Annotated in this window: 12 protein-coding genes, 1 pseudogene and 1 other annotated feature; of the genes and pseudogenes, 12 read left to right on the top strand and 1 reads right to left on the bottom strand. The window is 28.8% G+C overall.

Annotated elements, in window-relative coordinates:
- The 4 genes from CLCHR_RS21580 to CLCHR_RS21565 form a co-directional block, all read left to right on the top strand.
- On the top strand, positions 1-1,009 hold a 1,009-nt coding region (locus tag CLCHR_RS21580; protein WP_139376281.1), incomplete at its 5' end, for a sensor histidine kinase.
- Positions 1,010-1,116: 107 nt separating this feature from the next.
- Positions 1,117-1,296, top strand: a complete 180-nt coding sequence (locus CLCHR_RS21575; protein WP_079441973.1) for a hypothetical protein — start codon at positions 1,117-1,119, stop codon at positions 1,294-1,296.
- A 195-nt stretch (positions 1,297-1,491) separates the two neighbouring features.
- Positions 1,492-1,833 (top strand): hypothetical protein, encoded by a 342-nt coding sequence (locus tag CLCHR_RS21570; protein WP_079441972.1) that lies wholly within the window; start codon positions 1,492-1,494, stop codon positions 1,831-1,833.
- Between the two features lie 97 nt (positions 1,834-1,930).
- Complete coding sequence (locus tag CLCHR_RS21565; RefSeq protein WP_079441971.1) at positions 1,931-3,034, top strand: alpha/beta fold hydrolase; 1,104 nt, start codon at positions 1,931-1,933, stop codon at positions 3,032-3,034.
- Between the two features lie 524 nt (positions 3,035-3,558).
- Here CLCHR_RS21565 and CLCHR_RS21560 read toward each other — a convergent pair.
- Entirely contained in the window at positions 3,559-6,468 is a 2,910-nt protein-coding gene (locus CLCHR_RS21560) for an ABC transporter substrate binding protein (RefSeq protein WP_079441970.1), read from the bottom strand.
- Between the two features lie 309 nt (positions 6,469-6,777).
- Here CLCHR_RS21560 and CLCHR_RS21555 point away from each other — a divergent pair, with 309 nt between their 5' ends.
- The 8 genes and pseudogenes from CLCHR_RS21555 to CLCHR_RS21520 form a co-directional block, all read left to right on the top strand.
- Positions 6,778-7,683: a M15 family metallopeptidase gene (locus CLCHR_RS21555; RefSeq protein WP_079441969.1), complete on the top strand. Its 906-nt coding sequence runs from the start codon at positions 6,778-6,780 to the stop codon at positions 7,681-7,683.
- A gap of 31 nt (positions 7,684-7,714) precedes the next feature.
- Positions 7,715-8,824, top strand: a complete 1,110-nt coding sequence (locus CLCHR_RS21550) for an amidase domain-containing protein (RefSeq protein WP_079441968.1) — start codon at positions 7,715-7,717, stop codon at positions 8,822-8,824.
- Between the two features lie 219 nt (positions 8,825-9,043).
- Complete coding sequence (locus CLCHR_RS21545) at positions 9,044-9,595, top strand: GNAT family N-acetyltransferase (protein WP_079441967.1); 552 nt, start codon at positions 9,044-9,046, stop codon at positions 9,593-9,595.
- Between the two features lie 213 nt (positions 9,596-9,808).
- Positions 9,809-10,065, top strand: a binding site (T-box leader).
- A 246-nt stretch (positions 10,066-10,311) separates the two neighbouring features.
- A complete protein-coding gene (gene aspS, locus CLCHR_RS21540) occupies positions 10,312-11,601 on the top strand; it encodes an aspartate--tRNA(Asn) ligase (RefSeq protein ID WP_079441966.1) in 1,290 nt (429 codons plus the stop codon).
- A 166-nt stretch (positions 11,602-11,767) separates the two neighbouring features.
- Positions 11,768-12,049, top strand: coding sequence for an Asp-tRNA(Asn)/Glu-tRNA(Gln) amidotransferase subunit GatC (gene gatC / locus CLCHR_RS21535; RefSeq protein WP_079441965.1), 282 nt, complete (start codon positions 11,768-11,770; stop codon positions 12,047-12,049).
- A 15-nt stretch (positions 12,050-12,064) separates the two neighbouring features.
- Positions 12,065-13,504 carry an Asp-tRNA(Asn)/Glu-tRNA(Gln) amidotransferase subunit GatA gene (gatA, locus tag CLCHR_RS21530; protein ID WP_079441964.1) on the top strand — a complete coding sequence of 480 codons (1,440 nt, stop codon included), beginning with the start codon at positions 12,065-12,067 and terminating at the stop codon, positions 13,502-13,504.
- Positions 13,505-13,516: 12 nt separating this feature from the next.
- Complete coding sequence (gene gatB, locus CLCHR_RS21525; protein ID WP_079441963.1) at positions 13,517-14,956, top strand: Asp-tRNA(Asn)/Glu-tRNA(Gln) amidotransferase subunit GatB; 1,440 nt, start codon at positions 13,517-13,519, stop codon at positions 14,954-14,956.
- A gap of 225 nt (positions 14,957-15,181) precedes the next feature.
- Positions 15,182-15,556: pseudogene (locus CLCHR_RS21520) on the top strand (hypothetical protein); the annotation flags it as partial.

Here is a 15,556-nt window from a genome sequence, read left to right as displayed (position 1 = left end):
TAATTATATAGGACATATAGATTTAAATGACAAATCTAATAAGTTTATTATAAAAGTTATTGGCATAAATTTGTTAATTACATCAATATGCTGCATATTCTGGTTTTTTGGAATAGTTCTTTTACTGATTTATAGCATTGGGTTATTTTATTTACTAAGAAAACACTATGAAGATATAAAGAACAAATTTATAATACTATCCAATGAGACCGAAAAAATTTCCAATGGCAATATAGATGTAAAAATTAATAGTGATTTAGGTTTGTTTAATCCTTTAAAAGATAAAATAGAAAAAATACAAAGTGGATTAAAAAAAGCAGTTAATGAAGAAATTAAAAGCCAAAAAATGAAAACAGAACTTATTTCGAATGTTTCACATGATTTAAAAACACCTCTAACATCAATAATAACTTATGTTGATTTACTAAAAAAAAGCAATATAGCTGATGAAGAATGCAAATCATATATAGATACTATAGATAAAAAATCTCAGAGATTAAAGTTCTTGATTGAAGATTTATTTGAGGTGAGCAGAGCTACGAGTGGAGATATAAGTCTAAATCTTGTGAATGTAGATATTGTAGAATTAATGAGACAGACACAAATTGAACTAGATGACAAAATAACGAAATCCAAACTATATATAAAGAACAATTATCCTAAAGATAAAACTATTTTGGAATTAGATAGCCAAAAGACATATAGAATTTTTGAAAATCTTTTAATTAATGTAGTTAAATATGCAATGGAAGGTTCAAGAGTATATGTAGATATAATAGATGAAGAAGACAAAGTTAAAATAACAATAAAAAATATGTCTGCAGAAGAAATTGAATTTGATCCTTTTGATATAGTGGAGAGATTTCAAAGAGGAGATAAATCAAGAAATACTGAAGGCTCAGGGCTTGGACTTGCAATTGCAAAAAGTTTTGTTGAGGTTCAAGGAGGAACTTTTAATATTGATATCGATGGGGATTTATTTAAAGTAATAATTATTTTTAAAAAATAGTCAAAGAAGAACTTCTATTATTGAATTTTTCATCCTTTAGTGATAAAATTTAACTCCGGAAAATATTAATATGATTTATAAAAACTATTATTAACGGAGGGGATTTAATGTTTACTAAAGAGGATCTTTTAGTAATTGAAGATGCTTTAAAAATTGCAGATGCAGAATATATAAGGCTGATTGATGAAAATAAAAATAACAAAAATAGAATGGTTGCTTTTAATAGAAAGCAAAAAAAATTATGGCTGGTTCAAAATAAACTGAGAAAACTTATAGAAGAAAATTAAGAAGAATAGTAGATTCATTATTTATACTTTAAAAAGATGGATCTACTATTTTTTTGTGCTTAAATTAATGTATAATTAGAACTAGTGGAAAAAAATGAATGCATATTATATCAATTTATTTGCAAAACAATATAACATATTATAATATTTTAATTATGATTGGTTTTTATGAAATTCAAAAGAGGAGTTAAAAATATGAATAAATTATTTCAAGTAAAAGATTTAGAATTTTATGAGGAGGATTTCGTTGATGATATTAAAGATTATGAAGATATAATAGACATCATAAGTGAGTTAAGTCCAGATTTAGATTATGAAATGATAGAAGTAGCTGGATCGAATGGTTGCTGCGATGAAACTAAGAAAAATTACTTAGTTGAAATTATAGGATATATTGATGAGAATGATGAATTTGTTACAAAAGAAGAAAGAGATGCAATGGGTATAATTGCACATAATAAGAAATTTGATTTGTTTGTTATAACTGTTCACAAATGTACTGCTTGCAGTAAATGGGTAATTTCAATTTTAGAATAATTAAGAGATAATTAGCTGTACATACAGCTTTTTATTTTATACAGAAGATTTAGTCAAAATAACACCTAAACCTTTAACTGAGTAGGGGGATTAATCGATGAATTACGATATTAAAAAATTAAAGTTTAGATTAAAAGTGTTGCTCATATTTATAATGCTATTTGTAGAATTTTTTGCGAATATTAATGTATTAAATCCTGTTGTAAATGCTTCAACTACAAATAATAATACAGACAATTTTTATATTTCAGAAAATAATTATGAGAGTGATATGAAAAGCGTTGTTGAACCGTATATAAATGAAAGAATGGTGTCAGGATATATTGATGGAGATGAAGGCGTGAAATTATACTATGAAAAGTATAAAGCTGAAAATGCAAAAGCAAATATCGTAATTTCTCATGGGTATACAGAGAGTTTAGAAAAATACAATGAAATTATTTATTATTTTCTTAAAAATGGATATAATGTCTTTGGAATTGAACATAGGGGACATGGAAGATCAGGGACACTTGGAATAGCAGACAAAACTCAAATAGATGTAAAGAATTTCGATCAGTATGTTACTGATTTCAAAAGTTTCATGGATGAAATTGTTATACCAAACAAAGATAATAAAAAAATATTCTTATTTGCCCATTCTATGGGAGGAGCAATTGGAACAAAATTTTTAGAAGATTATCCTAATTATTTTGATGCTGCTATATTAAATGCGCCAATGTTAGAAGTTAATACAGGAAATATTCCTAAATTTTTAGCAGAGATAATTGTTGATTTTGAAGTTGCAATTGGAAATGGTGGAGCATATGTATTAGGTAAAAAGCCCTACACACCTGTATACAATAAAGATGAAATTGGTACAACCTCTCTTAATCGATATGAGTACTTCCATAATATCGTTGTTGATAATGAAAAGCTACAAAGAGGTGGCGCAAGTTATAATTGGACAAAGCAAGCATTTATAACAACTGAGGAAATTGTAAAAGAGAAAAATGCTTCAAAAGTTGAAATTCCAGTATTATTATTTCAAGCTGGACATGACACCTATGTAAAACCAGAAGGACAAAATAAATTTGCAAAAGCCGCAAAGGATTGTAAAATAATAAAAGTAGATAACTCAAGGCACGAAATATATTTCGAAAAAGATGAAATCCAAAGGCCTTACTTAAAAGAAGTCTTTGAATTTTATGATAAGAATTAGATTTATGCATATAACCAACCGAAAGAGAAGGTACTCGTTTACTCGGTTGCTAGAGAAAATGGTTGTGGATTTCTAACAGTAAAAGTTGCACCAGTCCTGCTTGCTCCTTAGGCAAGCTAATGACAAGCAGGACTGGAACAACTTTTACTGAAGAAATACCTACAATCATTTTCTCAATGCAACACTGCGTAAAAGAGTACCTTCTCTTTCTGGTATGGTATATATTTCAAAGTATAAATTTAATTCTTAGTGTAGAATAACTATCCATACTCGTTAAATTTGGGTGTATAACTTTAATAGAAATAAGTAACATATTGTTTGCAGTGTTTCATTGGAATTTTGATGGTAATGATTCTTGACTAGAAGTTGTTCCACAACGCTTGTTCAACGCGTGTCGTTGAAGCAAGCATTGTGGGTACTACTTCTAGTAGTAGAATCATCCATCAAAATTCCTAGAAACCGAAACACAATATGTTACTTATTTCGGTAAGTTACCACATAAGTTTAAGTTACATGTTATGTATCTATACATCGAGTAGTTCTAGAATTTGATCTTTTGTAACTGGCTTGCTTATTAAATAGCCTTGAAAATAGTCACATTTGTATTTTTTTATATATTCTAGCTGCTCTTTTTGTTCAATCCCTTCAGCTATAACTTTAAATTCAAGCTGTTTCATGAGAGTTATTATTAACCCAACAATGCAATTTTTCTCATTAGTACTTAGGATGTCATCTATAAAAGATTTATCAATTTTTATTGAATCCATAGGAAGATTTTTTAAATATGTCAGTGAAGAATACCCACAACCAAAATCATCAAGAGCTATTTTTACACCTCGCTCTCTAATATCTGAAAATAGAGTTGACATATCGTGAAAAGATTCCATAAATACAGATTCTGTAATCTCTAACATCAAATTTTCAGGAAGTATACCTGTTTCATTAATGATACTAAATAATACATCTTTGAAATTTTTTTGTATAAGTTGCACTGCAGATACATTTACTGAGATATAGAAATCTCTATGTCCTTTATTTAAAAGCTCTTTGGCAAAATGACAAGCATTTTTTATGACCCAAGTTCCTATTTCAATAATCTGTCCTGATTCCTCAGCAGCAGCTATAAATTTATCTGGAGAAATTAAGCCTTCTTTAGGATTAAACCATCTTATTAAAGCCTCCATACCAACTATTTTTCCACTAATAACATCTGTTATTGGTTGATAATATAAAATAAATTCATTATTTTTGATTGCATTTTGTAAATTATTATGCAGATTTATTTTCTTTAAGGTATCTTCTCCCATGGCTGCATTAAAAAATGTATATTTATTTTTTCCTGATTCTTTTGATTTGTACATTGCAGTATCAGCATTCTTAAGCAATTCACTAAGATCATTACCGTTTTCAGGATAAGATGTTATACCTATACTTGCACTTATATAAAAGTAATTATCATCTATTTTATATGGTTGTGAGATTTTATAAAGGATTTTATCTGCTATATCTTCAATATTTTTTTTATCATTTAGACCTTTATAAATTATAATAAATTCATCACCGCCAAGTCTGAAAGCTGTAAACTCATTTTTTGTCATAGAATTTAGACGTTGAGTTACCAATACTAACAATTTATCTCCAGCTGAATGACCAAAAGAATCATTTATTATTTTAAAATTATCAAGATCCACAAAAAACATTGTAAAATTTATTGCTGAATTTATTATTTTTGGTACTGTATCGTATAAGGATACTCTGTTGGGAAGTTTAGTAATTGAATCATAAAATGCAAGGTCGTTTATTTCTAATTGATTTTCTTTCAATTTGCTTATATCTTTATAAGCCCCAAATATTTTTATTATTTTTCCATTTTCATCGTGCTGTGGATTAGAATTTGAAGTAATCCATTTATATTGTCCATTTTTACATCGAACTCTGTATTCGATGTTATTTTCTTCAACGCTTCTATTGGGATATTGTTCTCTTGCTTTCTCTACAATATTTCTATCCATTGGATGAATTATGTTATACCAATCAAAATAGGTACTTAATTCATTACCAGTATAACCAAGTATTTCAAACAGCTTATCAGAGAATTTCCTTGTATTATCTTTTACATCTTCCTCCCAAATTATATCATTGGTAGATTCAGCTACTAATCTGTATTTTTCTTCACTTAAAAGCAGGTCATTTTGTCTTCTATTCAATTCCCCATAATTCATTTGTAATGATTCTTCAGATGCAAGCAGCTCTTCATATAGGGCATTAATTTCCTCATTGTTTTCAATGAGCTTTTTTTCAACTTCAATTCTTTTCCTAATATTAATTATTAGATATATGATTAATATTATAAGAATTATAAATATTAATAAAACAATATAAATTTGGACTTTATATGTTTCATAAAATGAAAATGGCTTATTGATAACAATACTATTTTGTGGGAGTATTGCTGATGTTAAATTATACTTTTTGAGTACATTGTAGTCATAGATAGAGCGGAGTGATTTTTTATCACCGTAAGAATTTGTGTTTATATCTTCAGCGTCAAGAGCTCTAAGTGCAAGATCCCCAATATCCTTTCCATGAACTTTAGCACTAAGTGTACTACCACCAATACATCCTTCACCTACTAATGCTTCTGATGTGGTAAAAACAGGTACGGAGCTGTTACTAGAAATTATATGTGAAATCTTTTTTAAAGGAAGAGAAAAACCATTATATTCAGAACTATAAGCATCTAAAAGAATAATACTGTCATTATTTAGAGATGAAGTTATATTGCATATTTCTACAAAGCTATAGTTACCTAAATCATATAAAGTAAGATTTTTATTTAGTGAGTATACAAATTTTTCAATTAAATTATAATAGGCAATTCCAGTCTCAGTATTATCATGAATTACATAGATATTTTTTGTTTCAGGTTTAATTTTTAATGCATCTTCAATAGTCCCTTCAGGATCGATACTTTCATAAACACCTGTTACATTGGAAATATCTTTCAATATTGAATCGGCAGAGTCCTTATTAACGCCACCAAATACTAATGGTGCATCTGAGAATAAATCCTTTCTGTACTTTATTGCAAAGTTCAAAGCAGCGTCGTCTGTTGTAATTATTAAATCTATTTTTTTGTTTGAATATTTGTTTTTACAATATTCATAGAAATTATTTAAACTTTCTTTTGAATTATATCTTTTCCAATCCATATATTCTACGTATTTAATAATATTATCCTTAGAGTCTAAAGTGTCAACAATTCCTTGATTTTGTCCGTCTGTCCAATCATATCCACTAGAATAGGAATTTAAGATTAGAATATTTTTATTAAGTTCATTGGATTTTACAGAAATGCTCTCAAAGTTTATTAATATGCATGTTAAGAAAAGTACTATAGCTAATCTTCTTTTGATTTTTAAGGTATTTTTCATATGGTAGTCCTCCTATTCTTATTTTTTAATAATCAAAGTAAACTAAATAAGTTTAGAACATATTTAAATACAATTATACCTTATATTACCTCTTTTCTCTACATTAAATAACATGATATTTAACAAAAAAATATGTCATGTAAAAAAATAATGATAATAATTTATATATACTCACAAAAGCTAGATAAAAATTTCAGAAATTTACAAATATAAACCTATATCTTTTCATTACAAATAAATTATTGTACATAGTATGATTATTCTTGGGACAGTATATATTTATAGGGTCAAAAAAGGTGGTGAATTTTTATGAAAAAAATAAATATTTTTATTGTATCAATATTAATTATTATTAACATACCTGTAATATCAAAGGTGCCTGCGGAAAAAGATTATAAAACACAGATGAAACAAGATGTATTAATCCTTATGTTAGCTTACCCTGAGTATATTCAGGGTGTGGAAAAGAAAAGTGATGATGAAGTTTACCTAATAATGAAATCAGGAAAGAAAATTATATATGATGATATGAAAAATAAGAATCATGAGGAAAAATTGGCTAATCCAGATTTACAAGACATGTTAGAGCAGGAATATCCACTGCAAATGACTACCGAGATTATGAAAAAAGATTTTGATCCAGGCAGAGCAAGGCATTATGAACTTTTTAGTGAAGTTTATGGTGGTTCTAAAGGAGTTATAGAGAAAAATTTAACTAACTTGAAATTTGGATATACAAATTATCAATTTAATAAAAATAATAAAGCTAATGCATCTCTAGATGCTGTCTTTAAAGAGCTTATACCCTTAGCTAAAACAAGAGGAGATATTGGTAGCATTCTTTATCCAGCTAGTGGAACCTATAATTACAGAGTTATTTCAGGAACAGGAAGGCTCAGTCCACATTCTTATGGAATTGCTATTGACTTAAAAAGTGATAAAAGGGATTACTGGAAATGGAGTTCAGAAATACAAGGGCAGAAGAGGCTATTAGATTACCCAAAAGAATTAGTCGAAGCTTTTGAGAGGAATAACTTTGTTTGGGGTGGAAAATGGAATCATTTTGATATCTTACATTTTGAATATAGACCAGAAATAATTTTAAAAGCAAAATATTTTGGAAAATGGGATGGGAATCATGAGTGGTATGACGGTTCACCAGTAGATGAGAACACTAAAAATCACATCGAAATAATAGATAATGCATTACAATAGAATGATATTCGTTTAGAAAGGGGTATTAAATATGCGACTCTCTAAAAAAAGAAAGAGTTTGTTACTTATCGCAAGTATTTCTACTATTTATATAATAATTTCACTATTTAAACCTATTGAACTAGTTGCACTAGCTGATAACAATTCAAATGATGAAATATGTGATATAGTTCAAAATATTTTTTCGATAAAAAATAAAGCTATCTTAAATAAAGATTTAGACTCAATAAAATCTTTATATGCCACTGATACCAAATATGGTCAGTGGGCATATGAATATGAACAAAGGAAAGCGAAGTATGTAAATAATTGGGCGGAAAAACAGGGGATTCAATTTGTTGATATAATTCCAAGGATCGTTATAAGAAAGTCTAAAGTTGGAGATAACAAATGCTCATTTAGTATATTATGTAATGCAGAATATAAATATATATATCCTGATCAACCTGAACAAATAAATAGTTCAAGAATTGGTACATATCACTCATTTCAATTAACAAAAAGAGATAGTGGATGGATAATTACTAAAGAATGGTATACTGATCCATTTGCAGATTCTTTAAGTTTAGAATCAATTAAAGTTGATACAATTAAAGAATATATAGCCTCTCAACCTTCAAGAGATTTATCTGGAATTAATGATAAAAGAAAAGGTGCAAAGGAATATGCAGATAAATATTGTGGTGCAGCTACAAAAGAAGAATATGGATTTAAATATAATAATAAATATCGGGATTTTAATCCAGAAGGTGGCGATTGTGCAAATTTTGCATCACAAATTTTGCATGAAGGTGCAAAATTTAAAGAGAATTCAACATGGAATTATGATAACGGAAGTGCTACAGGACCTTGGGTAAATGCAGGGAAATTTACATATTATATGCTAAACAGCGGAAGAGCTTCTCTTGTTGCTAAAGGAAGCTATGAAAAAGTATATAAAGCATCTTATAAGCTTCTTCCAGGTGATTTTGTTGCTTATGAAAAAAAGGGAGATATCACCCATGTATCTATGGTTACAGGTGCTGATTCAAAAGGTTATTCATTAGTTACTTGCCATAATTCTGATAGAAATGATGTTCCATGGGATTTAGGCTGGAGCGATAAAAAAATAAAGTTTTGGCTCATCAGAGTACATTATTAGTTTCACAAATGCTTTAGGATTTATTAGTGTCTTAAAGCATTTTTTAATGGTTTTTGCATAAAAAGTATTAAATTAAATTTGGTTCGGTGGGATTTCACAATGCTACATATCAGATAAAATTTGCATATACTATTTAGATATATTATAATTCAAATAAATAATATTAAGGGGGAAATTGACAAGAATTATTAGTTTTAGATATATTCTTGTTGCATAAAAATGAATAAAATAATTTTAAATAGAAAAGACGGAAGACAAATAGAGGCACAGTTAAAAGAATTAGATTTAACTTATATAAATAAAATAATGGATTTTCAAAAAATTATTTATAATGGTTTAGAAGATAAAAATCATTATGCTTGTTCTGAGAAAGAAGAATTTGAGGAAACTATAAAAAGTAAGGGAAAAATTATTGGATGTTTATCTATGAATGAGGATGAGTTAATCGCTATTGGTGTATATATTGAGTATGGATATGAAGAACATAACTATGGATATGATGTAAATATTAAAAAAGAAGAACTTTTAGAAATTGGACAAATTGAATCCACTTTAGTAAAACAAGAGTACAGAGGAAATAGCCTGCAAAAAATTATGTGCGAAAGTCTTGAAGATATAGGAATCAGAAGAGAAATGAATTACATTTGTGCAACTGTTGCACCTGAAAATATTTATAGCTTAAATACATTTAAAAAACTTGGTTATAATATTATCACTGAGAAATTAAAATATGGTGGTTTGAATAGATACGTGTTAATGAAAAATCTATAATACTGTATAATTATTAATTTTAATATAAATATATTCAATTGTTAAACCAAGTAAATCTGCGGTAAAATATTCATTAAGCAGTATTATTTGAAAAAATGTTAACAAATTTTTAGAAAAAAGTATTGATTTATGAATTATTTTGCAATATAATGAGTTTCATAAGCGATAGGCTTATAAGTAATTTAAGAATTTAATTTTTGAAAATGAAAATTTATATATGCTATGATGAAGAAAAGTAAATTCAAATAGATGATTTTAAGAGAGCAGATGATGGTGGAATATCTGTATGAATCTTGAATTGAAGAACACTTCGGAGCAATTAACTGAAATTTGAAAGAAGAGTAGGCTTAATCGGGTCCATACCGTTAAAATTGGAGGGTATAAAACATATTAGCTGTTTTGTGCTTGTTTGAGGTGAGTTTTTTATAAACTAACTAGGGTGGTACCGCGAAAGTAATCTCGTCCCTATGCATTAAGCATAGGGACTTTTTTGTTACCTAATTTGAAAAAATTCTCTAACTTAAGAGTATATTTATAAAGTGAAACTTGATTCAGGCATATGAATCCTAGTTTAACTTATACCCTCAAGGGGTACATTGTCCAGGAGCGTGCAGCCGTTATATCTAACTTCAAAAAGTAGGAGTTTTACGGATGCTAGCTATCGGATAAAAGCTAAATGTAAAAATAAGCAATAAATTGAAAAAGGAGTAATAATAATGAAGAGAATATTTGTTAAAGATTTAGTTGTAAATGGCGATGAAACAGTAATGCTTAAAGGATGGGTTCATAAAATCCGTGATTTATCACATGTTTCTTTCATCATGCTTAGAGATAAGTCAGGGATAGTTCAACTTGTATGTACTAAAGAGCAAATCAAAGGACTAAGACTAGAAAATGCTATCGAAGTAACTGGGGTAGTTCGTGCTAATGAAAAATCACCTAAAGGTATAGAAGTTGAAGTAACAAATTTAGAAATACAAGGTAAGGTATTTTACGATAAATTACCATTTGAAATACAAAGCTATAAAGAGAAAGCTTCGCTTGAAACTCAATTAGATTACAGAACAGTAAGTCTTAGAATTCCTAAGAAGAAAGCAATATTTAAAATTCAAAATGAAATTGAAGAAGCATTTAGAACTTTCTTTAAGAACAATGACTTTGAGGAAATACATACACCAAAGATAACTCACTCAGGAACTGAAGGTGGATCTGAAATGTTTACTGTTAATTACTTTAATAGAAGAGCATTCCTATCACAAAGTCCTCAATTTTGGAAACAAATGATGGTTGGAGCAGGATTTGAAAGAGTATTTGAAGTTGGTTATGCATATAGAGCAGAACTTCATAATACATGGAGACATTTAAATGAATACGTGAGTTTAGACGTTGAAATGGGCTTTATTAAAGATGAAACAGATCTTATGGATATGGAAGAAAACTTTATAAGATTTTTATATAAGCATTTAAATGAAAAATGTGCTGAAGAATTAAAGCTATTTGATGTAGTTCTACCAGAAGAAATTAATATTCCAAGAATTCCACTTGCTAAGGCTCAAGAAATTCTACTAACAGAATTTAATAAAAAATCGCCAGTAGGAAATATTGATAATGAAGGTGAAGCGTTATTCCATAAGTATATTAAGGAAAAATATAATTGTGATTATGTATTTTTAACAGAATACCCAACAGCAAAAAGACCAATGTATGCAATGGAATGTGAAGAAAATCCAGAAATGACCAAGAGTTTCGACTTGATTTTCAAAGGTGTTGAAATAACTACTGGAGGTCAAAGAATTCATGATTATGAAGCACTAAAAGCTAAGATGGAAAGATGGGGATTAAAAATCGAAGACTTTGCTTTCTATTTAGATACATTTAAATATGGTATGCCGCCACATGGAGGATTCGCTATTGGTCTTGAAAGAATCACAATGCAAATTTTAAATCTTGGTAATATAAGAGAAGCATCTCTATTCCCAAGAGATATGAAGAGATTAACTCCATAGTTTCAGGCAGCATTAGATAAATTACAAGAAGTTTGAATATGATTATTAGAAATTCCTAAATAGAATTTCTAATAATCCATAAGTAACTAATATGGTGCTCTGGAAGTTAGGAATTAGAACGCTATTAAGTTATAGAGATACTTAAAATTTTAAAGAGGTGAAAGCAATGAAAGTTAGTATTGATGAAGTAAAATATATAGCTAAATTATCTAAATTAAAATTTTCAGATGATGAAGCTGCAAAATTTGCAAAAGAATTTGAAAGTATTTTAGATAATTTTCAATATTTAAATGAATTGAATTTAGATATAAACGAAGATAACGAAAATGTAGAATTGAAACCAGTAATTAGACAAGATGAAGTTAAGTCATTTGAATGTAATGATTTATTCAGAAATGTTAAAGACATGCAAGATACTTATATTAAAGTACCAAAGGTTATTGAATAGGGTGGTGAAAGCATAATGAAAATGAATATTAAAGATATGGTAGATAAAGTTAAAACTGGAGAGTTAACTAGTGAAGCACTAGTACAGTCATATATAGATGAAATAGTTAAAACAGAGCCGACAGTAAATGCTTTCCTAACGCTTACTTGTGAAGAAGCATTAGCTAAAGCAAAGGAAATTGATTCAAGAATTAAAGCAGGAGAAAGTTTAGGAAGACTTGCAGGTATTCCAATAGCTATAAAAGATAACATCTGTACAGAAGGAGTTAACACTACGTGTGCATCTAAAATGTTAGAAGATTTTATTCCACCATATGATGCAACAGTAGTAAAAAAATTATTGGCTGAAGATGCAATCATCATAGGAAAAACTAATATGGATGAATTTGCAATGGGATCATCTAATGAAAATTCAGCATTTAAGAAAACTTTGAATCCAAGAGATTTAGCTAGAGTTCCAGGAGGATCATCAGGTGGATCTGCTGCAGTTGTTGCAGGAAAAATGGCACCTGTATCACTTGGTTCTGATACAGGAGGATCGATAAGGCAGCCAGCAGCATTTTGTGGAGTTGTAGGTCTTAAACCTACATATGGATTAGTTTCAAGATTTGGACTTATAGCTTTTGGTTCATCTTTAGATCAAATTGGACCATTTTCAAACTCAGTTGAAGATAGTGCTTATATTTTAAATATAATATCAGGAACTGATCAATATGATTCTACTAGCATTAGAGATTTAAAAGAAATTGATTATACATCTTCACTTAAAGAAGGAATTAAGGGAATGAAAATAGGTGTTCCAGAAGAATTCTTTGGTGAAGGATTAGATGAAGAAATTAAAGCTTCAGTTAATAACAGCTTAGAGGCATTAAAAGCACTAGGAGCAGAAGTTGAAATTTTTTCTCTTCCAATTATAAAAGACGGTTTAGCTGCCTATTATATAATGTCTTCTGCAGAAGCAAGTACAAATTTATCTAGATATGATGGTATAAGATATGGATATAAGTCACCTAATTATACTAACATAGATGAATTAATGGAAAACAGCAGAAGCGAGGGCTTTGGTCCGGAAGTTAAAAGAAGAATAATGATGGGTACATATGCATTATCTTCAGGATACTACGATGCTTATTATAATAAAGCAGATAAGTTTAGAACAAAATTAAAGCATGATTTAAAAGAAGCTTTCAATAAATACGATTTAATTGCTGGACCAGTATCTCCAGTGTTACCATTTAAAATTGGTGAGAAAAATACTGATCCATTAGCTATGTATTTGGCTGATATTTATACAATAACTGCAAATTTAGGAGGAAACCCTGCAATTTCAATTCCATCAGGAATAAGTAATGAAGGATTACCAATAGGAATTCAGTTAATGGGCGATATGTTATGCGAAGAGAAAATATTTAAGGCTGCGTATAGCTTAGAACAAGCATTAGCACTTGAATTATAGGAGGGGACAAAAATGAATTTTGAAACAGTAATAGGACTAGAAATACATGCAGAGCTAAAATCAAAAACGAAAATATTTTGTTCTTGTTCAAACAAATTTGGATCAGAGCCTAATGCAAATACATGTCCAATTTGCACAGGGGTACCAGGAACTCTTCCAGTTTTAAATGAAGAAGTTGTAAATTTAGCAATAAAAGCAGGTACTGCACTTGGATGTACTATAAACAAATACAATAAGATGGATAGAAAAAATTATTTTTATCCTGACCTTACAAAGAATTATCAAACATCACAATTTGATAAGCCAATATGTTCAGGAGGAAATGTTGAATTTGAACATGAAGGAAAACATATTAAGGTTAGATTAAATAGAATCCATATAGAAGAAGATGCAGGAAAATTAGTTCACGTAGAAGGTGAGCCAGTTTCATTAGTAGATTATAACAGAGTTGGTGTTCCTCTTGCAGAAATTGTTACAGAACCAGATTTGAGAAGTGTTGATGAAGCTGTAGCGTTTATGAAGAAGCTTAAATCAATCTTAGAATATGGTGAGATTTCAGATTGCCGTATGGAACAAGGTTCACTTAGATGTGATGCTAATATCTCTTTAAGACCAGTAGGCCAAGAAGAATATGGAACTAAGGTTGAGCTTAAAAATATCAACTCATTTAGAGAACTTCAAAAGGCTTTAGAAAAAGAACAAAGAAGACAAATGGAACTTTATACTTATGGTGAAGGTCATAAAGTAGTTCAAGAAACTAGAAGATGGGATGCTGCAAAGGGTAAAACAATTTCAATGAGATCTAAAGAGCAAGCTCATGACTATAGATATGTTGTTGAACCAGATTTACCACCAATCATAATATACGACGAACAAATTGAAGCAGCTAAAAACTCTCTACCTGAAATGCCAGATGCGAAGAGAGAAAGATTCCTAAAAGCATATGAACTTACAGAAAAAGAAGTTGAGATCCTAGTAGGAGATAAAGGTCTTGCTATGTTCTTTGAAAAAGTTGTAGGATTCGCAGTTGCGCCTAAAATTGCTGCAAACTGGATTCTAGGAGATATTTTAAGAATTTTAAAAGATAGAAAAATAGAATCACAAGATATTACAATAGATGCTGAGAACTTTGCAAAGCTTCTTAAAGTTGTTGAGGAAGGAAAAATCAGTAACAATGTAGGTAGAGAAGTACTTGAAGAAATCTTTGATGAAAATAAAGACCCAATGAAAGTAATTGAAGAAAAGGGACTTATGCAAATTAGTTCTACTGATGAATTAGAAAAAATAGTTGCCGATGTAATAGCTAATAATCCTCAATCTGTAGAAGATTATAAGGCAGGAAAGACTCAAAGTGCTGGATTCTTAATGGGTCAAGTGATGAAACTTTCAAAAGGAAAAGCAAATCCAAAGTTAGCTAAAGAGCTTGTAGATAAAAAACTTAGTGAATTATAGAACAATAGTTTTAATAAGACCATGCAAAATTGAATTGCATGGTCTTTCTTTATTTCAATTAATCACATCTAATAGCAGCTGAATTATTATAAAAATAGAGATCTTTTATTTATATAGAAGTTATAGCAAATGGAATAAATATTAAGTAAATATAATAATATTATTATAGTAGATATTTAGAACATAAAAATATTTTTTAAAATAAAGTTTAATAAGGAGAGTATTATGAGAAATTTGAAAATGAAGATTGAAAAAGAAACTAAAACAAGAATCAACATAATAGGCTCGGCAAATTCATATAAGAAAAGGTTTTTGGCATCAATAATTAAACCTAGAATTTTTTTTGAGAAAGATTCTATAGAATTAAATACTCCCGTTTCTTTTCCAACAGAAATATTATGTTCAGCATCTGAAAATAATAATATAGTTATTTATTTAGCATTGAAGAATGAGGAAAATCTTATATCAGAATTAAAAGATAATATTTTAAAGGCCTTACACGAAACCTATTCCAAAATAGATGTCATCATTGAAGATGAAAACTCTATACTTAAAAATATAGAAAAAAGATTTCAAGATAACTTCATTGAAATACTAAAT

Origin of the sequence: Clostridium chromiireducens (assembly GCF_002029255.1) — a bacterium.
Lineage (GTDB): Bacteria > Bacillota > Clostridia > Clostridiales > Clostridiaceae > Clostridium > Clostridium chromiireducens.
This window is presented reverse-complemented; position numbering and strand designations above follow the sequence as displayed.